Origin of the sequence: Solibacillus sp. FSL K6-1554 (assembly GCF_038005185.1) — a bacterium.
GTDB lineage: Bacteria > Bacillota > Bacilli > Bacillales_A > Planococcaceae > Solibacillus > Solibacillus silvestris.
In genome coordinates, this window is record NZ_JBBOSS010000001.1 from 2,709,728 (window position 1) to 2,734,605 (window position 24,878).

The 24,878-nt window shown below is 38.0% G+C and carries 28 protein-coding genes, 5 pseudogenes and 2 riboswitches; of the genes and pseudogenes, 6 read left to right on the forward strand and 27 right to left on the reverse strand.

The window, feature by feature from the left end:
* Positions 1–155: 155 nt before the first annotated feature.
* On the reverse strand, positions 156–944 hold the full coding sequence (locus MHB58_RS20325; RefSeq protein ID WP_445683159.1) for a methyl-accepting chemotaxis protein: 789 nt from the start codon (positions 942–944) through the stop codon (positions 156–158).
* Positions 921–1,463, reverse strand: a pseudogene (locus MHB58_RS20330) (protoglobin family protein); the annotation flags it as partial. The pseudogene MHB58_RS20330 and the gene MHB58_RS20325, both read right to left, overlap by 24 nt.
* Before the next feature lie 196 nt (positions 1,464–1,659).
* On the opposite strand from MHB58_RS20330, the gene MHB58_RS13490 reads away from it, so the two are divergent.
* The gene (locus tag MHB58_RS13490; RefSeq protein WP_340735418.1) at positions 1,660–2,652 is read left to right on the forward strand and encodes an EAL domain-containing protein; all 993 of its coding nucleotides are present in this window, start codon (positions 1,660–1,662) and stop codon (positions 2,650–2,652) included.
* A gap of 85 nt (positions 2,653–2,737) precedes the next feature.
* Here MHB58_RS13490 and MHB58_RS13495 read toward each other — a convergent pair whose 3' ends face one another.
* The 9 genes from MHB58_RS13495 to MHB58_RS13535 form a co-directional block, all read right to left on the reverse strand.
* Positions 2,738–3,646, reverse strand: a complete 909-nt coding sequence (locus MHB58_RS13495; RefSeq protein WP_340735419.1) for a glycine betaine ABC transporter substrate-binding protein — start codon at positions 3,644–3,646, stop codon at positions 2,738–2,740.
* Between the two features lie 141 nt (positions 3,647–3,787).
* The gene (locus tag MHB58_RS13500) at positions 3,788–4,702 is read right to left on the reverse strand and encodes a glycine betaine ABC transporter substrate-binding protein (RefSeq protein ID WP_340735420.1); all 915 of its coding nucleotides are present in this window, start codon (positions 4,700–4,702) and stop codon (positions 3,788–3,790) included.
* Between the two features lie 197 nt (positions 4,703–4,899).
* Complete coding sequence (locus MHB58_RS13505; RefSeq protein WP_340735421.1) at positions 4,900–7,263, reverse strand: bifunctional 2',3'-cyclic-nucleotide 2'-phosphodiesterase/3'-nucleotidase; 2,364 nt, start codon at positions 7,261–7,263, stop codon at positions 4,900–4,902.
* A gap of 125 nt (positions 7,264–7,388) precedes the next feature.
* Entirely contained in the window at positions 7,389–8,006 is a 618-nt protein-coding gene (gene thiE / locus MHB58_RS13510) for a thiamine phosphate synthase (RefSeq protein WP_340735422.1), read from the reverse strand.
* Positions 7,990–8,802 carry a bifunctional hydroxymethylpyrimidine kinase/phosphomethylpyrimidine kinase gene (thiD, locus tag MHB58_RS13515; RefSeq protein WP_087615875.1) on the reverse strand — a complete coding sequence of 271 codons (813 nt, stop codon included), beginning with the start codon at positions 8,800–8,802 and terminating at the stop codon, positions 7,990–7,992. The genes thiE and thiD overlap by 17 nt, the downstream gene beginning before the upstream one ends.
* Entirely contained in the window at positions 8,799–9,542 is a 744-nt protein-coding gene (gene thiM, locus MHB58_RS13520) for a hydroxyethylthiazole kinase (RefSeq protein ID WP_340735423.1), read from the reverse strand. Before thiM ends, thiD begins: the two co-directional genes overlap by 4 nt.
* Positions 9,520–10,212 (reverse strand): thiaminase II, encoded by a 693-nt coding sequence (gene tenA / locus MHB58_RS13525; protein ID WP_340735424.1) that lies wholly within the window; start codon positions 10,210–10,212, stop codon positions 9,520–9,522. The genes thiM and tenA overlap by 23 nt, the downstream gene beginning before the upstream one ends.
* A gap of 76 nt (positions 10,213–10,288) precedes the next feature.
* A riboswitch (TPP riboswitch) is annotated at positions 10,289–10,387 on the reverse strand.
* A gap of 66 nt (positions 10,388–10,453) precedes the next feature.
* A riboswitch (TPP riboswitch) is annotated at positions 10,454–10,552 on the reverse strand.
* Positions 10,553–10,689: 137 nt separating this feature from the next.
* On the reverse strand, positions 10,690–11,670 hold the full coding sequence (locus MHB58_RS13530; RefSeq protein ID WP_340735425.1) for an NAD(P)H-dependent flavin oxidoreductase: 981 nt from the start codon (positions 11,668–11,670) through the stop codon (positions 10,690–10,692).
* Between the two features lie 121 nt (positions 11,671–11,791).
* Positions 11,792–13,048 (reverse strand): glycoside hydrolase family 18 protein, encoded by a 1,257-nt coding sequence (locus MHB58_RS13535; RefSeq protein WP_014823223.1) that lies wholly within the window; start codon positions 13,046–13,048, stop codon positions 11,792–11,794.
* A 205-nt stretch (positions 13,049–13,253) separates the two neighbouring features.
* Between MHB58_RS13535 and MHB58_RS13540 the strand changes: the two genes are divergently transcribed.
* The gene (locus MHB58_RS13540) at positions 13,254–13,694 is read left to right on the forward strand and encodes a cell wall hydrolase (RefSeq protein ID WP_008405114.1); all 441 of its coding nucleotides are present in this window, start codon (positions 13,254–13,256) and stop codon (positions 13,692–13,694) included.
* 78 nt (positions 13,695–13,772) lie between these two features.
* On the opposite strand, the gene MHB58_RS13545 is transcribed toward MHB58_RS13540, so the two are convergent.
* Positions 13,773–13,976, reverse strand: a complete 204-nt coding sequence (locus MHB58_RS13545) for a hypothetical protein (protein ID WP_008405113.1) — start codon at positions 13,974–13,976, stop codon at positions 13,773–13,775.
* Between the two features lie 134 nt (positions 13,977–14,110).
* On the opposite strand from MHB58_RS13545, the gene MHB58_RS13550 reads away from it, so the two are divergent.
* Positions 14,111–14,272, forward strand: coding sequence for a hypothetical protein (locus MHB58_RS13550; protein ID WP_008405112.1), 162 nt, complete (start codon positions 14,111–14,113; stop codon positions 14,270–14,272).
* A 64-nt stretch (positions 14,273–14,336) separates the two neighbouring features.
* Here the strand turns inward: MHB58_RS13550 and MHB58_RS13555 are convergent, their stop codons facing one another.
* Positions 14,337–14,489 carry a YpzG family protein gene (locus tag MHB58_RS13555; RefSeq protein ID WP_008405111.1) on the reverse strand — a complete coding sequence of 51 codons (153 nt, stop codon included), beginning with the start codon at positions 14,487–14,489 and terminating at the stop codon, positions 14,337–14,339.
* A gap of 196 nt (positions 14,490–14,685) precedes the next feature.
* Between MHB58_RS13555 and MHB58_RS13560 the strand changes: the two genes are divergently transcribed.
* Positions 14,686–14,970, forward strand: coding sequence for a hypothetical protein (locus MHB58_RS13560; protein WP_008405110.1), 285 nt, complete (start codon positions 14,686–14,688; stop codon positions 14,968–14,970).
* A 43-nt stretch (positions 14,971–15,013) separates the two neighbouring features.
* Here the strand turns inward: MHB58_RS13560 and MHB58_RS13565 are convergent, their stop codons facing one another.
* Positions 15,014–16,204, reverse strand: coding sequence for a M14 family metallopeptidase (locus tag MHB58_RS13565; RefSeq protein ID WP_340735426.1), 1,191 nt, complete (start codon positions 16,202–16,204; stop codon positions 15,014–15,016).
* A 197-nt stretch (positions 16,205–16,401) separates the two neighbouring features.
* On the opposite strand from MHB58_RS13565, the gene MHB58_RS13570 reads away from it, so the two are divergent.
* Positions 16,402–17,031, forward strand: a complete 630-nt coding sequence (locus tag MHB58_RS13570; RefSeq protein ID WP_014823221.1) for a hypothetical protein — start codon at positions 16,402–16,404, stop codon at positions 17,029–17,031.
* A 394-nt stretch (positions 17,032–17,425) separates the two neighbouring features.
* Here the strand turns inward: MHB58_RS13570 and MHB58_RS13575 are convergent, their stop codons facing one another.
* The 7 genes and pseudogenes from MHB58_RS13575 to MHB58_RS20335 form a co-directional block, all read right to left on the reverse strand.
* Positions 17,426–17,962: a hypothetical protein gene (locus tag MHB58_RS13575; protein WP_014823220.1), complete on the reverse strand. Its 537-nt coding sequence runs from the start codon at positions 17,960–17,962 to the stop codon at positions 17,426–17,428.
* A 144-nt stretch (positions 17,963–18,106) separates the two neighbouring features.
* Positions 18,107–18,424: pseudogene (locus MHB58_RS13580) on the reverse strand (hypothetical protein).
* A 223-nt stretch (positions 18,425–18,647) separates the two neighbouring features.
* Positions 18,648–19,226, reverse strand: coding sequence for a hypothetical protein (locus MHB58_RS13585; protein ID WP_148271500.1), 579 nt, complete (start codon positions 19,224–19,226; stop codon positions 18,648–18,650).
* Positions 19,227–19,286: 60 nt separating this feature from the next.
* Positions 19,287–19,841, reverse strand: a complete 555-nt coding sequence (locus MHB58_RS13590) for a T6SS immunity protein Tdi1 domain-containing protein (protein ID WP_014823217.1) — start codon at positions 19,839–19,841, stop codon at positions 19,287–19,289.
* Positions 19,842–19,855: 14 nt separating this feature from the next.
* Complete coding sequence (locus MHB58_RS13595; protein WP_014823216.1) at positions 19,856–20,455, reverse strand: polymorphic toxin type 15 domain-containing protein; 600 nt, start codon at positions 20,453–20,455, stop codon at positions 19,856–19,858.
* A 124-nt stretch (positions 20,456–20,579) separates the two neighbouring features.
* A complete protein-coding gene (locus MHB58_RS13600) occupies positions 20,580–21,155 on the reverse strand; it encodes a suppressor of fused domain protein (protein WP_014823215.1) in 576 nt (191 codons plus the stop codon).
* Between the two features lie 244 nt (positions 21,156–21,399).
* Positions 21,400–21,686, reverse strand: a pseudogene (locus MHB58_RS20335) (Imm70 family immunity protein).
* A gap of 139 nt (positions 21,687–21,825) precedes the next feature.
* Between MHB58_RS20335 and MHB58_RS13615 the strand changes: the two are divergent.
* Positions 21,826–22,089, forward strand: a pseudogene (locus MHB58_RS13615) (IS3 family transposase); the annotation flags it as partial.
* A 90-nt stretch (positions 22,090–22,179) separates the two neighbouring features.
* On the opposite strand, the gene MHB58_RS13620 reads toward MHB58_RS13615, so the two are convergent.
* The 6 genes and pseudogenes from MHB58_RS13620 to MHB58_RS13640 form a co-directional block, all read right to left on the reverse strand.
* Complete coding sequence (locus tag MHB58_RS13620) at positions 22,180–22,590, reverse strand: immunity protein YezG family protein (protein ID WP_014823214.1); 411 nt, start codon at positions 22,588–22,590, stop codon at positions 22,180–22,182.
* A gap of 2 nt (positions 22,591–22,592) precedes the next feature.
* Positions 22,593–22,706, reverse strand: coding sequence for a hypothetical protein (locus MHB58_RS20340; RefSeq protein ID WP_420066686.1), 114 nt, complete (start codon positions 22,704–22,706; stop codon positions 22,593–22,595).
* Positions 22,707–22,732: 26 nt separating this feature from the next.
* Positions 22,733–22,933: a hypothetical protein gene (locus MHB58_RS13625; protein ID WP_041865708.1), complete on the reverse strand. Its 201-nt coding sequence runs from the start codon at positions 22,931–22,933 to the stop codon at positions 22,733–22,735.
* An 87-nt stretch (positions 22,934–23,020) separates the two neighbouring features.
* Positions 23,021–23,527, reverse strand: coding sequence for a hypothetical protein (locus tag MHB58_RS13630; RefSeq protein ID WP_014823212.1), 507 nt, complete (start codon positions 23,525–23,527; stop codon positions 23,021–23,023).
* 20 nt (positions 23,528–23,547) lie between these two features.
* Positions 23,548–24,081 (reverse strand): hypothetical protein, encoded by a 534-nt coding sequence (locus tag MHB58_RS13635; protein WP_014823211.1) that lies wholly within the window; start codon positions 24,079–24,081, stop codon positions 23,548–23,550.
* Positions 24,082–24,088: 7 nt separating this feature from the next.
* Positions 24,089–24,736: pseudogene (locus MHB58_RS13640) on the reverse strand (IS110 family transposase); the annotation flags it as partial.
* Positions 24,737–24,878 lie beyond the last annotated feature (142 nt).

Consider the following 24,878-nt stretch of genomic DNA (forward strand, 5'->3'; position numbering starts at 1 on the left):
GGCTCCTTATTTGTTAATTTATTCTCACCTACCTTACTATTCCCAATCATTTTGTAATTACACTTATAAAAAAAGAGACTTATAAAACAAAAAACTGTGTAAAAGCGATGGCACTTTTACACAGCATTATTCATAACAAAACACTCTATAAAACTTTATAGGTGGGTAGTCATTTGGTAAAGCTCTTCTGCAGTAATTGCAACATCTCTCGTTTCTTGACCGATGTTGCCGATGACACTGCCCAAATTTGTTATATCCATTGCGACTTCCTTTATTTGTGCTTCATTTTGTTCGATTGCCTTCAAAATTTGCTGAAATATCGTTTGGGTATTGATCGATACATCCAAACCTGAATCCACCCTCAACTGAACCCTTTCAATCATTTGAACAGCAGTCGACGTTAGCAGCGTGGACGTTTGGATGAGATTTGTTATATTTTCTACAGAGCTTTTCGATTGTTCCGCCAGTTTCCGTACTTCCTGTGCGACAACAGCAAACCCTTTACCATGTTCCCCCGCTCTTGCTGCTTCAATCGAGGCATTTAATGCAAGTAAATTTGTTTGGTCTGCAATATTTTTAACAAGGGCCACAATATCGATAATCTGTTCAGAAGACGTTTTTAAATTCCCGATCAGTTGTCCCATTTCAACCGTACTATTCCTAATTTCAAGCATTTCCTGCTCCAGCCTTGTAACTTCGCTGTTCCCTGTCACTGCATCTGTATGTATATGCTGTACAATTTTAACGTTAGATTCAATCGTACTACTTATCTGAAATGTATGGCTGTTTACTTGTTCAATCGATTGGTTCGTTTCTTCCGTTAAGTCTGCAAGGTTTTGAATAATGGCGGATAATTTATCCTTCAGTTCAAACTTTACAACATTATATTGCTCTTTTCGAAGATTTAAATTTTCCTTTTCATACTCCTCTAAAACAATCTGCATCTCAAGGTTAATAAGTTTTGACACATTTAATTGAATAATTTCTCTTCCTGCAACATCCGCTATGTCTTTACTGATAAGCATAATCATTGTTTCCTGCAACTTTTGAAATGTGCCCATATACCATTTTGGATCCAACCCGATTTTGAAATGCATGCGGGCGAGTTTTCTTTTCGCTTCGATTGTTTCTTCATTAAAAACCCCGTCAAACATGGAAATAATGTAAGAACTCAATGTTTTCTTTAAGCGATCAATTTTTGTACGCTCTTCGATTATCTTTTTTAAAGATGGTACGGCTAATACATTTTCATAAAATACATCCGTAATCTCGGATACTCCCGCTGCAATTGCTGGTTGATATGACTTTATGCGCCGTAAATTTTCTTCCGCTATACCAATCAGGTTCATCTGCTGTGCTAATTCAGGCATGCTTTTTAATTCAATTACAGGATTAAAGTCATTCAATTCCTCACCTTGATGTGCCTTTTCTACCAACACTTTCTGCTTCCACCACATTACCATTATCCTCACCCCAACACTTTGTATAATTATTGTATAACATTGTTTACTATTTATTGTCAACTTTATGCGGAATAATTAATATTAATATACAAACATTATACAAACATAAATGTAATAATAAAATAATCAATATTACATAGTATTTTTAAACTCGATACTATACAGTTAAATAAAGATTAAAAGGGGGGAACTTTACATGTCTTGCAGAAATTGTGTCGTGTCAGAACTACAGTTTGAGATTTTATTAAAAGGCGAAAAAAATATCGCTATGTTGGATATGATTGTCGAACACTTTAATCGCCGGAATTTAACAATTACTAAAAAGGAACAACTTGTAACGATACAAGAATCCGGCGTGAAAGAGTTTCTTGACTTTAGTAGAGACTATATGGAGCCAGAACAGATTTATTTTAGAATGGATGAAATGCCTTGGGAGCACCTTGCTGAAATTGAAACCGTTCTGGAAATGCAATGGATTGATGATGTCATACATAGAAATGCGGTAGTCAGCTACTCTCAGCCTATTGTAAATAGCAGAAACGAAATCTACGCATATGAAGTGCTGTCACGCTTTACCCGAGAAGATGGCTCACTCATTTTTCCAAATGAAATTTTTGCCGCAGCTAAAACCCGAGGGCGCCTGTATGCGTTGGACCGTTTATGTCGCATGGCTGCCGTAAAGTATGCTGCTGTACTGAAGAAAAAAACATTTATCAATTTCATTCCTACGTCGATTTATTCTCCTGAATATTGCCTGCAGTCAACGGTAAAGCTCGCTAACCTTCTGGAAATTGACCCGAATCAATTTGTATTTGAAGTCGTGGAATCGGAGCAAGTTGATGATATTGATCATTTAAAATCGATTTTGAATTACTATAACAAAAAAGGCTTTCAATATGCCTTGGACGATGTAGGGGAAGGTTATAATACTCTGGAAATGCTTGGCGACATAAAGCCGCATTATATGAAGCTTGATATGAAATATGTACAAGGCGTAAATAATGATTTTGAAAAACAAAATACCGCCAAACAGTTTTTGAAAAAAGCGCTAGAAATTGGCGCAACACCACTTGCGGAAGGAATAGAAACTCAGGAAGACTTTGAGTGGCTAAAACAAATCGGCTATAAGTTATTCCAAGGTTATTTATTTGGTAAACCAAGCATCGAACCACAGCGAACGATTGCATAAAAAAGGCTATGTGTAGAATGGTTGCCCACTACTGCACATAGCTTTTTTATTAAAATAAATTTACCAATAAAAAGGGTTTTACACGTTATTTTTTCGGTTCTAAATCTTCAATTGAATCAATGTCCATATAAGCTGGTACGACGAAGCCATTTTGCGTACCTTCCAAGTTTTCGCCTAAGTCCACAATATCGTCTTTGTGTTTTTCATAGAATGCCTCATGAGTTGTCGGCAACCATGGCGCCACAGTAGCATCCCCTTCACCAGTTGCAATTGCCTGGAACATGATCGCAGGGTCTACAGGTATTACTTCTACTTGATAACCTAAATTTTCCAACACTATTTTAACAACGCTGCTCGATGCAATTTCTGAATCCCATGGGACTGAAACAAGTTTCACTTTTTCTCCGTTACCTTGTTCAATACCCTTCGTCCACTCACTTACTTTATCATCGTTATTTTCAATCCAGGCTGCAGCAGCTGTTTCAAAATCTCCATTTTGTGCATCATACATGACTTGTTCCATATCTTCCGGTTCCCAATGGAATCGATCAAGCACTGTGTAGACGTCCGGTAAATCCTTTTCAAGATCTTTTCTTACAACAGTATTTATATTTTCTGCTCCTCCTAAAACTCCTTTAGGATCTTCAAGGAATTTTAAGTCATAGGCAGAAAACATCCAATGGGGTGTCCAGCCAGTTACAATCACCGGTTCTTCATTGCGAATCGCCTGTTCCAACGTCCCGATCATGCCTGCAGTTGAACTTTCCTGTAATGTCCAGCCTTCCAGATTTTCATATTGTTCCAATGTATCATGTGACAAACCTGTTATCCCCGCGCCAGGCTCTATCCCAATGATTTTATAATCTACATGTTCACCTATACTTGCAGATTCATTGTTTGAATTATCACTGCTGCCTGTATCATCTCCGCATGCTGCTAATAACAATGCTGCAGACATTCCTATAGTTAAACCTAAAGTTTTAAATCGTTTCAAAATGTTTCATCCCCTATAATCTGAATTTATCTACTCCCAAAAATCGACAACCCAATTTTAACTACAAGTTGTTACTTTTGTCAAACTAGAGGAACAAATAAATAAAGCCCTGTATAGGCCATTTACGGAGCATATTTCTATTTATTCTTTCGGTTTTAAATCTTCAATCGAGTCAATCTCTACATATGCCGGAACAACAAAACCATTTTGCGTCCCTTCTAGATTTTCACCTAAATCAACAATATCGTCTTTATGCTTATCATAAAATGCTTTGTGAGTTGTTGGTAACCATGGTGCTACCGTTACATCCCCTTCACCAGTTGCGATTGACTGGAACATAATGGCCGGATCGACTGGTGTTACTTCAGGTTCATACCCTAATTGTTCCAGCACCAATTTTATTATGCTGCTCGATGCAAATTCCGAATCCCAAGGTGTTGAAATGATTTTTACCTTTTCGCCATTTCCTTGTGCTATATCTTTTGTCCATTCACTAACTTTATCTTGATTAGTTTCAACCCAATCGGCTGCTGCTACATCAAAGTCACCATTTTCTTGTGCATCATACATGACTTTTTCCATATCTTCCGGCTCCCAATAAAAGCGGTCAAGTACTGTATATACATCAGGCAAGTCTTGTTCTAAACCTTTTCTGGCAAGTGTTTGAATGTTTTCAGCACCTCCCAAAATACCTTTAGGATCTTCAAGTATTTTTAAATCATAAGCCGAGAATTTCCAGTGTGGTGTCCAGCCTGTCACAATAACCGGTTCTTCATTTCGTATCGCCTTATCCAACGTACTCAGCATTCCAGCAGTTGAACTTTCCTGTAATGTCCAGCCTTCCAGATTCTCATATTGCTCCATTACTTCATGGGAAAGGCCAGTTAAACCTGCTCCGGGTTCAGTAGCAACTACTGTATAATCGACTTGTTCGCCAATACTGGAAGACGACGCTCCGGCCGAACTTTCTTTATTCTCCGTATCATCTCCGCAAGCAGAAAGTAGCAGCGTGGAAGACATTCCTAAAGTTATACCCATTGTTTTGATTTTGCTCATCTTCTCATCCTCTTTTAAATTTTTTACCTAAAAAGTAACAACTCAATATTAACAACAGGTTGTTACTATGTCAAAAGGTTTTCTAAAAAAATTAGTTACTTACCGGTATTAATTCTTACTCGTAACAGTCATTCAAAACAAACAAAAAAACCTGCAGACAGAAGAAAGGAATTCTTCGCCTACAGGCATTTTTAAAATTATTTTGTTTTTAAACCATACTTGCCAAAGCCGTCTGTACCGTCTCCAATATACTTAATAGCGCTGTTTTCATCCAATACATCAACTGCTTTTTTAGAAGATTCAAATACAACGTTTACGCTATCCGGAATCGGAGCGAACTTCCAGTTGCCATCTGCTGTCGGATCAATTGTTTTTTCGGCTAAAATATAGTCGATAATTGCCTGACGGTTTTCATCCGGATAAATTTCAACCGCAGTCGCATTACGAACACCTGGGAATGTACCATTCGCACGATAGTTATTTGTCGCTACGATAAATTCCTGTGCTGCATCAATTGGCTTCCCGTTATATTGCAGATTGACAATACGTGATGATTGTTCGTTTACAACTTTTCCGCTTGCATCATATTTTGCCGGTTTTGTTACATCAATTTCATACGTCACACCGTCAATAACATCATAATTGTATGAACGGTATTCGGCGTTGATTAATTGCTGTTCTTCTGATTTTGTTGCATCTATTTGATTGAATTGGCCTGCAGACATTTCAAGCCATTCTTTCACATCTGCACCTGTTACCTTCAGCATCGCAAGTGTATTATCATATAAATATAAATCTGCTACATTTTTAATTGCAAGCTCACCTTTTGGTACAAATGTATAGTATTCCGGATCACTTCTTGTTCCGGCTTTGAATGGTGCACCCGCTGACAGGACAGGAAGGTTTTCATACGCTGTACCTTTCAACTTTTCTTTCACATAGATTGACTGGGCATTCGTTACAATTTGAATAGAAGGATCATCTTGAACTTGCGAGAAGTAACTGTGAATGTTCGCTGTCGTTGTCCCTACTGCCTGACGCACATATTTAATTGTTCCTTCATGTGCTTCTTTTACACTTTCTACAACCTTAGCGCTGACAGCATCATTATCTTTTGCGATTTCACGAACCGCGCCAGTTCCTGTTGTAACATCCCATGAGTCGTCTTTTTTCTCAAGCTCTAGATCAATGACCCCTAAATGGCTACCAAATTTACCGGCCATAACAATCGGCTTGCCGTTCATTGTTCCTTTTTCAATATCCACATTTGTTATAGAGCTATCCACTTTACCAGGGAATACGCCATGGGCATGCCCTGTAATGATTGCATCCACATCTTCAATTGTAGATAGTAAATACGATACATCCTCTTCCCCTTTTTCATGTGTAGCATCTCCCATACCAGAGTGTGAAAGTACTACGACAACATCTGCTCCTGCTTCTTTCATTTGCGGAACGACTGTTTTAACAGCCTCTACGGAATCATCGACTGTTACTTTTCCTTCTAAATTTGCTTTATCCCATTTTAAAATTTGAGGTGGCACAATACCTGTTACCCCAATATTAATCAACGTTTTTTCACCGTTTGAATCGACTACTTCTTTTTCAATCATGACATATGGCTCATACATTAATTCCTTTGTCGTTGCATTACGCACATTGGCATTTACATACGGGAATGGGGCATCATCCGTTACTTCATCGATAAATTCCAACCCGTAGTTAAACTCGTGGTTACCATATGTCGCGACATCATAATCAAGTGCGATCATCGCAGCAATCGATGGATGAACTTCGCCGTCTTTTAATTTCGTTACTGACTGAATATACGAGCCAAGTGGCGTTCCTTGTATTGCATCTCCATTGTCAAACAGCACTGTATTTGGATTTTCCTCACGCGCCTTTTCGATTAGCAGCGCAGTTTTTGCCAAACCTAAACTGTTCGTTGGCGTATCTTTGTAATAATCATAGTTTACAATATTTGTGTGAATATCCGTCGTTCCTAAAATACGTAAAGAAACCGTCGTATTTGCCTTTACCGGACTGTATTCTTCCAAAAAGCGCTGAAGAATTTTTTGCATCTGTGCTTTTGTTACAAAATCATTCGGGCGAATCGTTCCGTCTTCAAAGCCTGTCAGTAATCCTGTTGCTACCGCTTTGGCCATTTCCTGGCGATTGCCTTGTCCAATTTTATTTGCATCTTTAAACTGATCCAATACCTTTTCAGAATATGTTTCCTTATCCTGCAATCCTCTTGCCGCAATAAGGAATGCATGTGTGCGTGTCAGTTTTTCGTCTGGTGCAAATTTAGTTGGAGTTTTTCCTTTAATTAACTTTAATTCTACCGCTTTTTCAATATAAGGCTTAAGTGAATCAGGTACATCCTGAAATTTTACAGTCTGACCAGTACCGACCTCTACTCCCAATGCATCGATTACGGCCTTCACAAACACTCCACGTGTCATATCTTCATTTGTAGAGACTGGTGCCGCTGAAACTGCTGACATGCCACTTGCTAAAAGTGTTAGCGTTAAGGCTGATGCAGATAGTTTTTTCAACATTTCTTTCACTCCCATATTCTGTAGTGTATAACAGAACTATCATACTAAATTGCCAGAATAGTAGAAAAGAGTAATTTGGTACAGGTTATTCCAATCAAAATAGTACTTATATGACAGAATTTAACTTACAGTGAATTTACAGCCTCTTTTATATTATCGCTATGACTGATTGCAGAAATAACGGCGACTCCATTTACTCCGGTTTGTCTAACAATGAAACTATTTTCTACAGAGATTCCGCCAATTGCTACAATCGGGAATTGGGGGTACTGAGATTTCGCTTCTTGCAGTAACGTCAGCCCTACTGGTGCTCTCGCATCATCTTTTGTATAAGTTTCATAAATTGGACCAATTCCCGCATAATCCGCCCCATTTGCAATGGCCATTTCGAGTTGCTCCATCGTATGAACCGATACACCGATGATTTTATTTTTCGCGCAAGATCTAAATTGTTTAATACCGGTGTCTTCCTGCCCTACATGAATACCATCTGCATTTAATGTTAATGCAAGCTCGACATCATCATTAATAATAAACGGCACTTTATATGTTTGGCACAGCTTTTGGCATTGACGGGCAAACTCTGCATACGCATCGCCTTTTAATGCATTTTTTCCTTTTTCTCTCAGTTGGAACATCGTAATGCCTGCCTGTAACGCTTCTTCCAAAACAAGCAACGGTTCGCGTTTACAATTGGCCGTTCCCATCACAAAATATTTATTCAAATCAAAAGACATGGACATCGCACATCCCCCGCTGTTCATGATAGGCGAAATGATTTGTCGGACCGAACCCGTGACCAATATTAAGCGGATGACGGATTGCAAGCTGCACATATTTTTTTGCTTCTATTATGGCTGCCTCTATCGATCTGCCTTTTGCCATTTCCGCGGTAATCGCTGCAGAAAATGTACATCCTGTACCGTGAGTATGTTTCGTATCCACCCGCTCGGTTTTCATTTTAAATGGTTGCGTCCCGCGAATGAAAACCGTATCTGTCGCATGCTTACTGTTTAAGTGACCACCCTTAATGACAACACATTTCAGCCCCAGACTTAATAAATCATGCGCCGCTGATGCGATATCCTTTTCCGTTTGTATTTTATAGCCTGTCAGGATTTCCGCTTCCGGTATATTCGGGGTACAAACGGTTGCGAGCGGCAATAACTTTTCTTTAAGAGCTGTTGTTGCCTGCTGCTCTAGCAAACTGGCACCGCCTTTTGCAATCATGACCGGATCAACGACAAGCGGAATATCCGTATTTTTTAGTAAAGTCACAATGGCTTCGATAATTTCAGCACTAAACAGCATCCCTGTCTTAATTGCCTTTACGTCGAAATCTTGAAGTACTGCCTTTAGCTGAGCTTGAACGAAATCAGCCGTTGTCGGAAAAATTCCATGCACTCCTTCAGTATTTTGTGCGGTTAATGCGGTGATTACTGATGTACCGAATACACGGAGTTCCTGAAACGTTTTTAAATCGGCTTGAATCCCGGCACCGCCACCGCTATCCGATCCTGCTATCGTACATGTAATCATTTTCGTCCCCCCGCTAAATTTTCTAGTTCATTCAAGAAATTTGTGTGGAAATTTCCTATAGTTGCAACAGAATTGGCACTTGCCTGTTTATATTCATTAAGTAGCGTCATTAAGTCATCAAACGGTTCTTTACTGTTTGCAAGCACCGCTGCACATAAGGCACTAAGCAAGCAGCCACTCCCCGTCATTTTTGTCACCTTTTCATGACCACCCGCTACAAATTCCACTCTTTTCCCATCAGTAATAACATCTTGTTCTCCTGTTACGATCACAATACATTGATAGTTATTAGCCAACTTTTTGGCAGTCACTGCAACATCGATATCTCCTTTGCCACTATCCACACCTTTAGACGCCCAATTTACTCCCGCCAGAGCCGCCATTTCTCCAATATTGCAACGGATTACATTAATCTTTAAACGATCGAGCAGTTGTTGTGCTGTCTCCGCTCGAAACTTCGTTGCCCCTACACCTACTGGATCAAGGACAACGGGAGTATTATGCATGTTTGCGCTAAGTCCTGCTTTCTTCATCGACTCTATTGTCCGTTCATTCAAAGTGCCCATATTTAAAAGTAAAGCATTCGCCTGGGCAGCCATTTCCCCCACTTCTTCTATTGCATCCGCCATTACTGGTGAAGCTCCTACCGCCAGCAAGCCATTCGCTGTAAAGTTTGCGACAACATAGTTGGTAATACAATGAACTAATGGTTGTTTATTATAAATTGCTTGCAGACTCATTTACATACACTCCTTGTTCCCAGCTTTGCTTCGTCCAAGGCATTTCCCAAAACATCCATTCGTAATAACAGCTTTTCTTAAAATGCTCCTGTAATACTTTAAGCTTTGCAGGTTGTTCTTTCGCATATCGATCTAGCATCGATTTTTGTACTTCAATATTTTGAAGCATCTCCTCGGAAGCATATAATGCAATCCACTGTTCATAAAGAGGTATATTGGGGCATGCATCTTTTAATCTTTGCCCAATTTCCTGATACAGCCATGGGCATGGCAGGATTGCCGCAAATGCTTCTGCTACATCTCCGTTATGCACTGCATTGTACATATGGCTCACATAGTTATAGGCTGCTGGTGCTGGTTCGAATTGTTCTAAATCATCCACAGTCACACCTAATTCTTTAAACGTTGTACGGTGTAACTCAAGCTCGGCATCATGGATAAACTTTGCTGTTTGCAGAAAATATTGAACATCATCATCCGTTGTCGCTTTTGCAGCTGCAAGAGCTAATACTTTCGTATAATGTTTTAAATAATACGCATCCTGCAGCATATAAAACTTAAACTTCTCAAGCGGTAGACTCCCATCTGCAATCCCTTGTACAAAAGGATGATAAAAGCTAGCCTCCCAATAAAAATCCGTTTCTTTTCTTACCTTTTCACAAAATCCCATTGTTACTCCTCCTTTTTGTTGGCGGAAGCACAAAAAAGACGTCTCAACATATAGAGAGACGTCCCCAAAAAGTGTAGATACACTTTTCATTGCTCCCTACGTCCGTATTAACGGCCAGGTTCCAAGGGTCAGGTTTTAACCTTCTCAACACTGCTGTGTCCCCCCGCAAATCAAATGCTTGTGTATTTGCAAAAGAAAGACTCCACGTAAAATATACGCGGAGCCAAAGTAAGTACATATGTATAGCTTGTACTTTGCTCCCTACGTCCGTATTAACGGTCAGGTTCTAAGGGTCAGGTTTTAACCTTCTCAACACTGCTGTGTCCCCCCGCAAATGCATTTAATTACCCAGAGTGTAACAAATTAATTCGACCCGGGCAAGTGAATTCACAAAATTACGAAATTAATAGTTCAATAACAAATTCACAAAATAGCGCATCGTTAGTAAAAATTTTGTTACTAATGATGCGCTGACATCTATTGTAGATGGGTTACTGCAGATCTTTTACCAGTCAGTTCCTGATAAGCCTGAGCATATTCCTCGGCCAGTTTATCGACATATTGTTTTGTGGAAGTAATCTCTTTAATCGCGCCAATTCCTTGCCCGCTGCCCCAAATATCTTTCCAGGCTTTTGCGGTATTATCGTTAAAGTTCATTGCTGAAGGATCACTTTCTTTTAAATTACTCGGGTCCATCCCCGCGTTCATGATAGAACCTTTCAAATAATTCCCGTGGATTCCTGTAAATAAATTGCTGTATACAATATCTTCTGCAGTACTATCAACAATCATCTGTTTATATTCTTGACGAGCAAACGCTTCTTCGGTCGCGATGAATGGTGAACCGATATAGCCAAAATCAGCCCCCATCGCCTGTGCAGCCAATACCGAATGTCCTCGTGCGATTGATCCTGATAAAGCTAATGGACCGTCAAACCATTCACGGATTTCCTGTACGAGCGCAAATGGGCTTTGCTGACCTGCATGGCCACCTGCACCTGTTGCTACAGCAATGATGCCGTCTGCACCTTTTTGAATCGCTTTTTTTGCAAAATGATTGTTAATGACATCATGGAAAACGATGCCTCCATAACTATGTGCTGCCTCAAATACTTCTTCACGTGCACCAAGTGAAGTAATAATAATCGGAACTTTATATTTCACACAAAGCTCCATATCCTGTTCCAGACGTTCATTTGTTTTATGAACAATCTGATTAATGGCAAATGGCGCAGCCGGCTGATCCGGATTTTTGGCATTATAGCTGGCCAACTCCTCTGTAATTTCAGCTAACCATTCATCCAACTGGCTTGCCGGTCTTGCATTTAACGCAGGCATTGACCCAACTATTCCTGCCTTACATTGTTCAATGACCAATTGCGGATTGCTAATAATAAACAATGGTGCCCCGATTACTGGGATACGTAAGTTTTGTAAAATTTCCGGAATATTCCCCATCTATAATCCCCCTTTTATTCAGCTACTACTAATACTTCATCAGCTTCAATAAAATCTCCTTCTTAATTTAGATGACAATCAAAAAGTCAGATGTTTTTTCATCTGACTTTCTTTCCTTTTGCTATTTCTTCACTACATTAAAATTAGCCCCGATGAGCTGCCAATTTTGCGGGAATGGCAGACCGAGCTTCCAATAGCCGACTCCGCGCAAATTTAATCGCTTTACTAAATCGAACTTCGCCTGAATCGAACGCGCATCTTCAAACCAGACAATATGTGAACGCCCTTGCTCATCATAATAGTTAAAGTAGGGTGCCTGTGCTGTATAGTCAAATTGGATTGCCGCGTTGTAGCGTTTGGCCACTTCAATTGCACGTTGCGGGCTTATCGCTTCTGCGTAATCTCCTCCTTGTACAAAAGGTAATGTCCAATCGTAACCATACAAATTTTGCCCAAGTAAAATTTTATTTGCAGGAATTTCTGTTAATGCATACTGTACTACTTGTTCGACTTGCGGCAGCGGAGAAACGGCCATTGGAGGTCCAGCAGAATATCCCCATTCATATGTCATCAACATAACAAAATCCACTATTTCGCCGTGCGCCTTATAGTCATGGCCCATAAACCATTCCCCCGGCTGATCGGCTCTCGTTTTTGGAGCCAATGCGGTAGAAACGGTATATCCTTCCGCATGCATACGCTCGACAGCTCTTCGGAGAAAATTATTATAAGCTTCCCGCTGATCGCGTGCAATCCGTTCAAAATCAAAATGAATATCCGAAATATTTCCGATACGCTTTGCTTCAGCAATGATATTGTCCAGCAGTAAATTTTGAACAGCAACACTTTGGAAAATATCACGTGCTAGCTCAGCACTAAACTGATAATCCTCGAGATTAGTGATTGCCATTGCTATTCCTGTATTATTTTGTTCAGCAATTTCCGGTAATGGGTTAATTGTAGGCGCTTTTAATGAACCATCCCGTCTTGCTTCAAAACTGAAAATAGCTAAATACGTTAAATAAGGACTTGCCTCCCGAACTTGGTCGAGCAGCGTATCACTTATTTCATCGCCTCTTGGTTCTACATATGCCAAAATTTCTGCGGACCTTTTAGTTGGTTCCGGTATATACAATGAGGTGCCAATCATCAGCAACGCATCTGGATTCAAGCCATTTGCTTGTGCGAGCGTTAAATAATTCACCTGAAAACGTTGACCAATTGACCATAAACTATCCCCTGGCTGTACAATATAATACTGCCCTTTCAATGGAACGACCAATGCTTGCCCGACCACTAACCGGGCCGGCTCCGGAATTTGGTTGGCTTCCACTAAACTCTGCACCGTTGTTCCATAAGCCTGTGCGATTGCCCACAATGATTCTCCCGGTTGTACTACATGAATTTGAATTGTCCGTCCTCCTTTTCCTATGTACTAATTTATGAACTATATACCGTATTAATGCGGAAAGATAGGTTAGAAATATATAAGTAACCATGACAAAAAACAATATTATACATTTTCATTCATTCATATGCGCAACCAGGTTGACTGTTTCATACTATAGTTGTGAGGTGAAAAAATGCCAAGAGTAAAATACCGGGATTCCGATGTGGATTTGATGGCACGAATGATGCGGGCTGAGGCTGAAGGTGAAGGAAAACAAGGGATGCTGTATGTCGGAAATGTAATTGTGAACCGAGCTGTTGCTTCATGCCTGGATTTTAATGATGTGAGAACAATCGAGCAGGTTATTTTCCAAGTACAGGGCAATAACTATTCTTTTGAGGCGGTACAAAAAGGAAACATGTTTTATCAGAGGGCTAGAGAGACTGAAAGAAGATTAGCAAGACAGACGCTGGACTATTGGCGAGACCATCCGGCGAAATATGCACTTTGGTATTTTAACCCATCCGGCCCATGTCCTCCTACTTGGTACGATCAACCATTTACAGGTCAATTTAAACAGCATTGTTTCTATGAGCCTATAGCAGGAACATGTGAAAGTGTTTATATGGGCTAGCATTACCTATTGCTCAGCTATATAAGAAAAAGCCTTGTACATTCTATGTAGCGAGGCTTTTTCATTTTTCTTTATCCGTTACTTTTTATTGGATTGCTGGTTTTTATCATGGTTTGTTTTATTATTTTTATTTTTTAATTTCGAATCGAACTCTTCGGCAAATTCCGCTGTATTATCTTCCGGATTCCGGTTGTGACTTGTTGTATTTCGGTGTAATTCTTTATAGGTAGAAAAAGGATTATGTGTTCGCGTATTCATCGTTTCTTTACTGTTTTTGCTCATTTTATCACCTCCTACTGCCTTAATGTGTTCAGGATAGGAGGTTTTATGCTTTTTTCAGGCTTCCTCAATTTTTGTAATGAAAAAAAGTTGTAAAGCCATATTAAGAAGGAACCAATATTGAAAGGAGCATTTAAATGGGCAGAGATGATAGTAAAAGTAAAGGAACGAATAAACAATCATTACCGCAAACACCGAAAAACATGAAAATTGCACCAAACAAAGTAAAGGAAGAAATTGCGAATGAACTAACCGAGCTCCATCAGCAAGCAAAAAAAGGAAAGAGAAAAATGTATTGATATGTAAATGGCCTTCATTCCAGTATGTACTGGAATGAAGGCCTGATTTACTTCAAGACAAAGGTTAGAACTGTCTCGCCTTCGCATTAATTCTCAAAATCTGGTTATGCAGAGTTACCTCTGTTTCCCCTTTGATTTGAGACTTTTGATGCTTGTCGCTCGCCCAGTTTTGGTGGATCTTCTTAGATTTTGGATCTGTGAAACCCTTCTTATCCATTCGTTCCGCCTCCCTATGTTTAAAAGTGAATCAATTTTAGTATGGCTGTACTTGCTGCAGTTATTCCCTATAAAGATAAAAATTGATATCGACACATTTCCTAACAATTCCGAATTTCTTCCGCGTATGGAATCATTGCATCCACCAATACTAAACGTGTGAATCAGTCAATTTTCGCAAGAAAGGATGAGGAACAGTGGCTAAAAAAAGTTCAGGTACACCTAGCTGGAAACAAAATCACCCGATTACTTTATTATCCAACTCCGTTGAACGAACAGAACGTGCAGTAAAACAGGCAATGTCCCACCCGGAGGAATTTGCGGTGGAACATGCTTTTAATTCAATGGAACGTACCGAAAATGCACTTGCCAATGCAGAGCAAAGACAGGAGCATTTGGATATTGTCGAGCAGAATAAATCCAAACTAGATGAGCTAAAGCAAAGCATCCTTGAAATTGATGAAACCTTGAGGGATTCATAAAAGTTCCCCCGTTACCTCTAAGGACGTAACGGGGGGACTTTATTTACATATATAATGCACTTAAAAAAATCCCTAATGCTTCTTCATAAATTTCACCGAATTGGCTGATCGGTAAAGGATTCGTTCCAAGCCCCAGTTCAACGGTGAATCCGGGGCGGCGCCAATCTTGAATAAACCAGTCTTTGTAACCCGCATAGCTTTCTATTGTCTGCACAGGCTCATATCCGCTTACCCTCGCAAATTCATTGACAAGCTGTTCTGTTTCAGGAGGTTCCAATCCCATGAATCCCCAATAAATAACTTGACCTTGTGTATGGAAAGCCAAAACCCGAGCAAAATCCCGCTCTACTGTCAGATCGGCCATTGCAATGGATTCCGGTTCCGATAGCGGACTTTGCCCACCATAATCCCGCGGCCCAGGCGTTTTCGGGTTTCTTTCTCTTTCCCGTTCCCATTCAGCAGGGAACTGGTCGTTCAGATCAACCCCATTAATATTCGCTTTCCAACCAGAGAAATCAGTACTGCCGCCATTCCATTCAATAAGCTTATTGCGGATTGTTTCATCTTCCGGAGGTCCGTTCAGCACTAAATCCACTCCGTCGGGATTTACCATTGGCACAATATTTAAACTCGTTTGATTATACAATGGCAATGTATATAGGCCTCGTATTGAAGCATTATTCGTTAGCGAAATTAAATAATCATTAAGAAACGTCATGACAATCGACGTCGTAATCCACTCATTGGCATGAAAAGAAGCATTAAAATGAACACGTTTCTGCCCGTTCCCAATCGTGAGCCCCGGAATTTCTTTTTCCAATACGGAATTGCCAATCGGCTTATTTGCTATAAACGGATAGATTGCCTGCAATGACCGAATATCCTGCACCATTGTCCTATAATCGTAATTCTGTTCACCATTCACAACTCTCCATGTTACACGAACAGGCAACCGCAACCATAGACCAACCTGAAGTACGTATGGATTGAGTACCGGATTGAGCAGAAAAAGCGCATCCATCGGCATATTGATTCTTTGTGCAATCGACCAAACCGTATCTCCCCGTTGAACCGTATACTGACTTGTCACATAACCGGGAATCTGAACGGGTTGGTTGGGCATCAGGGTTTGTGCATTCAGATTCCGATTCGAATCAAGAATCAGCTGAAAAGGAAGATTAAAAACTTGGCTATAATACCAAAAGGAATCACCCGGTCTTACGAAAATCTCCACAAAGCTCCTCCCTCAATAAAATCATCAATAGGAAAGTATATGAATGGGGGGAATGATTATTAACACGTTTCGAGAAAACGGATTTATTTCCGTCAAACACTTTCTCTATCCCCTAATATTTCCCTATATAGATGAAATGGAGAGCAACATTATGTTATAGTAGAATCTACTAAATTTTTATTGTATGGAGGTTCATCATGGAGACGAAAAGAATATCGCTGCATCGTGCACTATCTGAGTTAAAAATGCTTGGTGAACGGATCCAATCGGCTACGTACCGCGTAGTGCTGGCTCGAGCAAACCGAAAAAGCAACGAAAAAATTGAAGGCATGTCAATTGATGAATACAAAAAAGAAATGCAAGGTTCGTATGACAAAGTCACAAGCCTTATTCAATACCGCAATAAACTAAAAGCACTCGTTGTTGAATCAAATGCTAAAACAATCGTTAAAATTGGAGCAAATGAGATGACAGTGGCTGAAGCAATTGAACGTAAACAATCAATTGCATATGAGAAGGATTTACTGAATCATCTACGCCGCCAATATTTTGAAGCAATCGACGAAGTAACAGCTGCAAATGAGGCCCTTCCAGAAAAGCTTGAAAATTACCTGATTAATATTTTGGGCAGCAAGGAAAAGCAATCATCCTCAGACGAAGTGAAGCTTCATACCGATACTTTTATGAAGCGCAATGAATATGAATTGATCGACCCGATGCAAGTAAAGAAAACCATTGACGAGCTTGCAGCAAAAATCGAGGAATTTGAGTCAGAAGTAGACGCTGTATTATCAGAATCAAACGCCACAACATTTATTGAGATCTAACTAATAATTTGCATAGCGTAGCGAAAACAGTAAACGGATCGGCGCTCGTGCTTTGACTGTGTGCGAGTTGAAACAACCAAACAGTCACTCAACCTACAATTAATAGATGAATTTTTAATAGAAAAGTTCAAAGCATAAAGGTCAAAGCTGAAATATCAAAATTCAAAGCTCTTAACTTTTAAAGCTCAATGTTCAAATGATAAAGCTCATTCAAATCCTGGATCATGGTTTAGGTATGCCGATTCATGACCGTCTGTGGCTCCACCAGGCAGCTATTGTTGTGCACAAATAAGCCGAATTCGCTTTCTTAGCGAATTCGGCTTTTGTTTTACTTACCCTTTTACCGGCGCTCATTTTTCTGTCCGAATAATTATGGATAACAAAAAAGAAGCAGTCAATTGCAACTGCCTCCCTCAAAATTTAATAGGACAATCTCATTTTCATCATACCAGTACTTTTCTGCTCTATCTATGTATGATAAAAAATCTTCGTAGCGTCCTGTCCAATTTTCAGGTACAAAATCCTCGTAGGAAGCTGGTTCTGAATAAAGGGAGTACAGCTCTCTTTTATCGAAATTTACGAATAAAGAAGGCATAAAACTATAAAAAGTGTCCTCTTTCGTTTCAGTAAGTAAATTTAATTTAAGTCTTTCTCTTAATTCTTTTGCTGAAACAGCATACTTTGCAATTCTTAGAGCAAATTCTGCATATGAATCCTCATCTAATATATCTATACCTTTCCTTTCATCATCTTCTTCGATAAAAGGACCAGTATATGCAATTCCCATTTCTTTAAATTTCTTTTTATATGCCTCTTCTAGTTTTTTTCTATCTAAAAACCAAATATCTTTTTTGGAAACATACCATTTGAAATGATTATTAATTAATACACCGACAATAATATTCTCAAGTGCTTTAGGTACTAATAACAATTATTTCACCTCCGTCTATTGATTCGCCCTTTTTGGAATGCATTTATTTACTCTATCTCTTTGTTTTATAGGATCTGTTAGCCGTTGTTTCCAACACACTACTTCGCGAACTAACTTCTCAATTAAGAAATACAATATGCCAATTTAAAGTAACTCCACTCCAACTTGTTTATAAAATTTAACTTTTAATTTCTCATCTCCCCCCACATTTATTACCATAACTTTGCCATCTTTTTTTATACTTGATACATTATTTAAATCACCTGAAAATACTATAGAATCATTAAATGTAATGGTTAGACTACTCGTTTGTTGATATACATCTCAGGTTAAAATCACCTTGAAATTTTGGTCATCTTTGTAAGTATAAATTAATTCTCCATCATCTATATTACCCGATATACTAACCGGCTCACTTTGAAAAAGTTCTAATAGATCGTACTCATCATACTTTATAAACATTCGTCTTCATCCTTTTATTGATTATTTCGGTATAACTGTAATAACATCGTCTGATTCTTTATAATTACTTTGACATCCTTTGCTTCATGAACAAACGATCTTCTATTACCAGGTGTCTTTTTCGTATTCATTATAGCGTCTTCAATAACTGAAGATGGAATATTTCTTGGATTAACCTATTTTTTGATAAAGTCACTAAATTCTTTTGTTTGTGGCTTATAACCTAATTCTTCAGCTTTCCCACGTTACTATCTATAATTTTATCAATCGCTTTCGGTATTTTCAAAAATTCCCCTATTGGAATGAAGGATGCTAACGCAATACCTTTATCAAGGCCCGAAGCATTTTTATCTTCTAGCGTGTTCACATCGTCCAATATTAAGAAATCCAACAAACCTTTTCCGACTTTTGTAGCGCCACTACCGACATCTCTTAGGAAATTAAGAAAACCATTCCCCTCATCTTTCACATTATCTACAGTTGTGGCTGTAGCGGTAAGCTCTTTTGCGACTTCTTTTTCTTTTTGCTTCATAAATGAAACGAAATTTGTTGAAACCATTGCGCCGCTGAGACCGAAAGTACCTAAAGGCTGTTGACCGGTTAGATAAATACCCGAAAGTCTGTAAGGATTCGCCCCTCCGATTCCTCCAGGATCAAATAGTGGGTTCATATTAATCACTTGATCCAACGATTGCGTACGATAGGCCCGTGCAATCATTAACGGATTCTGACTATCGAATGACTGCCATTGTTCTGCCAGGAAGTTAACATCGGTATGAATATTGAAAACATAAAAAAGCACTCGTCGCCTAATATAGACAATCAAGTGCTCATAGTTAACTCTAACCATATTTCCTTTACATTACTGCACTGGACCCATAAATTCAGTAATAATACGAATATGTTCCTTCAATTTGACTTTTTTTAGATTCTCTACTTTTTCTGCTCCACCTAAACCTAGCAAAGGTGTATAGCCAAAGCAGTCATCATACTCTGGTTCATTATATTTTTCTATTGCTTCTGGATAAGGAAGCCAATCTAAAGCCTTCTGTCTAAAAGCCTCTTCCTCTAAAAATCTAAGAAACAAGGAGTATTTTGAAGCTACAACTTTTGTTTTACCTTTTCGGTAGTTTATTGTTACAATATAGGATTCTTGATTTTCATCCTTTTCAAAAAGTATTAGATCACCCATGGATGTACTGAAAATAGGTATTGTCCCTTTACTTCTTAAATAAGACTCATTTACTAAAGAGCTGAATTCATCAGGGTTTATTATTTTTAAGTATCCATTCATAATTGTACCATACCCATATGATTTCCATACTTCAATTAAAGCTTCTGGAACCATATTCTTATATTTATTAATTGTATATTCCTCAACTTCACTTACTTTTTTAAAATCTTTAACTAAGCTCAAATTGTTAACCTCCTCTAATGTGTAAGCTTAACATTTAAATAAGTATTCTTTCGCTGATCAGATGTCAATGATTTAGTTAGTTCACCTATTTGTTCATCGACAATATCAATTCTATACTTCCATTGTGATCCAATTGATGAATTTATTCTTTTATCTCCCATACCACCAATATTTAGCGGTTTACCTCCAGCAATTTGGTCAGGATTATGGAGGGCTGCTTGCGATTTCAACCAACTATTTGCATTTTTCTCCACTTCTTCCCATGACATACCATTTTCGAACAATTCTTCTATCTTTTTATTTAATGCTTTTTCTCGAGCTGCTTGTTGGGCAGCGTTACCTTCAATTGCACGCCCTTGTTCAATATACTTCTCACGATTTTTCAAATACTCATCAACTGTAAGTTCATTCATACCTTTTTCTTGGTCTTTCAATTGTCTTGCAAATTCTTCGGAGTCATGTTTATCATTTCTTTTAAAATTAACTTCAACTTCTTTTATTCTTGGTAAATGCTTTATATTCCCCTTACCAACAACCTCATCTACATCACTCTTCTTAACAACCTCACCCACGTTACTATCTACAATCTTATCAATTGCTTTCGGGATTTTCAAAACTTTTCCTATCTCTCTAGAATATCCAAATAATCGTCTTAGGAATTTTCGATTCAAATATTGGGTAAAAAATACAAAAACCCTGAAAGACAATGTAGTCAATCAAGGTCAATAAACTAGAAAATTACAATATTGATTCTCTTTCTAAATCAAAGATATCTATCTCTTCCTGTTCAAATAATTCTTCTAATGTATCTGTTCCTTTTTCTTGAGCAAATAGATATTCATTCTCAGATATTGGAACAGCTAGCAGCCAAGCCACTTTTTTATTTGGAAATTCAAGTGTATTTAAATCTTCCCACAAGAAAGGTGACACAAATAATATATGTTTCATCTCAGTATTGGGATAATACGTCTTTATTATATCTCGAAATACTGAACCATGGGAAACTGAAAATTTTGAGTTAATAATACAAAATGCACAGCTTGCCAATATATTAGGATATTGCTTATAATCTGTTGCTAATGCGCCAACTATTTCTATTCGCAAAGGCGTTTTTTCAACAGTCAATTCAATTGAATGGTCAGATAGTCCAATAGTTGAGTATGATGATACACCGTCAAATGGTCTATTAACTGTTGAAAGTATATCAATGTTACTGACATTATTTTCGTCCCAGTATTTTGAGACACAAGGTTTACCCCCTAAAGCATGTAGAGCTGTCTTTGCTATTATTTTATTCTCATTAGAAATACTCAAAGTAAACCTCCTTATCCATCTTCACAATTTTTATATCCGAAATAATCGTCGGTCAGTCTTTACTTTTAAGGCTTGAAGATGGCAATTTAGGTCAGCAATGGTCTGGATTATTGTGTTCATCTAGAAACTCTTAGCCTCAAATTGGGCTTATAAAGTTTAGCTTTACTATCAGAATAAAGAGTGATGTATTTGACACTCCGTATCATAAAATAATCATGGGATAGCGTCCCATGGTTTAAAAAAATTATAGTTTATGAATTTTCAAATCACATTTATCTTCTTCTGCCATATCCATCGCTGTTCGTATCACTTCAAAGAATGTTTTCCCATCAGTTGTTGCATAATAGTTCGCAAGATTAGTTACTTTGGAACTTATTTTATCCCCCCACGGAGGTTCTTGTGATAAATCATCAATATCCCATATAACATGTTCTTGAGAGTGTTTTGATAATTTCTGTTCAATTTATTTAAATTAGATTTTGCAACAGAAACATCATCCCAATTTAGTATGTCATTATACAACTCATTCATAATTAAAGGGTATTTTGTCCCCCATCCTTCTTTTTTTGCCACTCTGAGTATGATAGGTCGTAATATCTCCGTTATTATTAGTACCTACGAATTCAAACTTTGCTTTTCCATTTTTGTTATTTCCCATAAACTTGACATATATGAGAATCAAAAGGAAGTCAAAGAAAAAGGAATTACCATGAGCATGTCCCATAAAGACACGCCAGTTGATAATTCCCCTATCGAAATGTTTCACTCCTCACTAAATTCGGAAACGTTCTACCTCGATAGAATCCACAGCACGACGAATGCTTGTGTATCTCGAATCATCGAAGAGTATATAGATTATTATAACAATATCCATATTCAAACGAAACTAAACAACCAGTCACCGGTAAAATACCGGCAACGGCTGTTTAAATAGTGGTTTTCTTTCTGTCTCAAAAACGGTCCCCAGTGCCAGACAATTAAGTGCTCAGTTAGTAAAAAAGTTAAAGTAATAAACCTACTGTTATTACTTTAAATATTCAGCCTCCCATTTATCCTGTTTCTCGTCTAGACTAATTTCTGAAATGTCATCATACCCATAATTAAGTTTCATTCTCCCCATGTTATCCAAAATATATGTTAAACTTGTCCATTGTTCCTGGTCTTGAACCATAAATTCATTCCAAAGTTCTTCAAAACAGTCATACAGTTCTTGTTTTAATTTTCTATGCAGAGGTTTATCAATATTAAACACATCAACAATATCTAAACTATATACCGGTTGTTCCTGATTTACTGGATAGTAATAAAAAAATACTTGAGAAAACCCCTCTCTTACCTCAGCATATAATAAAATCTTTTCCCATTCTTCTGGTATCATCTCAACAAATATATTAGCTACCTTTTGGCAGATGACTTCCATCTGTTTTGTCTCCAAATTTAACTACCTCCATTATAATTGCTTAAATTAACTTCATACTTCTTACCATTAATTTTGTATTCAACTTCAAATTTTGAAGGACGGGAAGAATTAACTTTATAAATAGGTTCAATTTTAACTTCAACTGTTTTGCCTGATTCTAAAGCCTTTTTCCAAGAAGTTTTAAGAAATCGAAAAAAATTTTTTCGACTTTTGTAGCGCCACTTCCTATATCTCCTAAGAAATTAAGAAAACCATTCCCCTCTTCTTTCATATCATCTACTGTTGGGACTGTAGATGAAAGCTCTTTTACGACTTTTTTATTTCGTTGCTTCATACCAATTACTTTCGGGATTTTCAAAACTTTTCCTATTGGGATGAAGGATGCTAACGCAGCCCTCCATAAAAAGAAACCTTGAAAGGCATTAGCCAATCAAGGTGTACAAGTCTATTCTTCACATAGTTGAATAATTTCTTTGGGAACAGATTCAAAAATTAATACTTCTGGCTTTGGATAAGACCTCTTTATTAAATAGTCTTCAAGTGTCATCATACTTTTCCAATATAGTTTTAGCCAATATTCAATAGTTTCTCCAGTATCAAAATTTAAAGCTTCCTCATCAAAGTCTTTCAAATCCTCATAGAATGCTTGGTCATAGATTGAAAGGGAAATATCACCATCAAATACTAAGATTTTATCCGTAAATATAGGAAAGCCAAAAGAATTTGAAAAACGATTGGTTAGATCAACACCTATTGCTTCTTTAAAGTTAAGCCAGGCAGGAGCATTGGAGGGTTTTAATAGTTCTGTTATCTCAAATTTTACTCTACCACCATTACTATATCTATTATTAGACTTAGTAGAATATTTAATGCCACCATTCATGACTTCTTCCAGCGAAACATGATGTTCATGATTTTCAGGTAAATATGCATGATACAACATATTACTCAAGTATTTCACCTACTTAATAGTTATTTTCTTGGAACATATGGAAAATGTGAGCTTCTGGTTGGATCAACAAGATTTTCAAATACCCTATGACTCCCTGTCGGTGTATCAGGTGTACTGATATTTCCGTCAAATTCTTTATAATACTTAGTTTTTTTGTTTGGATTTGGATTGTTAGGATTTGGCCAGTTTGAATAAGCTTTATCAGGATTAGTCATTGTTTCTTGCCTTAACTTGGCTACATCCACATCTTCACCATATTGTGACCTATTAGGAGTAGATGGTCTACTTGGCTCAAACATATGTTTTTCAGAATGTGGGTTAACAAAGTCTTTAGGATTGCTACCACCACCTGGTTTGGTAGGAACTGGAGCATCACCCTTCCCCTTACCAACAACCTCATCTACATCACTCTTCTTAACAACCTCACCCACGTTACTATCAACAATTTTATCAATTGCTTTAGGGATTTTCAAAACTTTTCCTATCGGGATGAAGGATGCTAACGCAATACCTTTATCAAGACCCGAAGCATTTTTATCAGCTAGCGTGTTCACGTCCCACCGCAATTAAAGCGGAAGCTGTCACAAGGTCTATGCCTGGCATGGAGTGCAGTTGAAAGTCTTGTAAGTTCATTAACTCTTTTAATTCATTCTCTTTCCACATAACACATTTCCTGCTTTCAAAAGAAATGTCTCGGACAATACTTCTCACAAGAAAGTCTAGTGTTTCTTGATGTTCTTTTGTTGTATTCCCATCCTCTTTCACTAGCTTCAATATTTCATTCGCTTTTTTCACCGAACAAGTATTGTTACTCACTTTTAATAAAAAGGTGGTCAACTGTTTTACACTCACACCTTCTAAACAAGATGGTGAAGGGTGCCGTTCCCAAAACGCCAATGCTGTTTTTCCATCTACTTCTGAGAAAAACTTCTTATAGCTTGGATAATGGTGGCTTAATTGAAATTGTAATTGGTTCTTTAAAGCACCTTGAGCTTTTGCTAATGCATTTCTTCTTGAAACCAACTGTTGTATCGACCAATATAAATCATGTGGTTTTACGTCTGGCAATTGATCAAGTTTATTTACCAATATACGTACCACACATTCTGCATCCCAGCTATCACTCTTTTGCGTGGTCATATGGCTTTTTCGTTCAGCGTATGAAAGAGCTGGATTCACTTCTTTTACTACCTGTCCATGGTCCGTTAGTTTGTAGGTTTTGCAGTATCAAAGTCCTCTTGACATGTAAAATGTTAACTCTCCTAATTATCTTATTATTTTCACAAACAAAGTACTAAAACAGAATGTCTTGAATGTACTACCTTCATGAGCTATGAATTTCATAGAATCT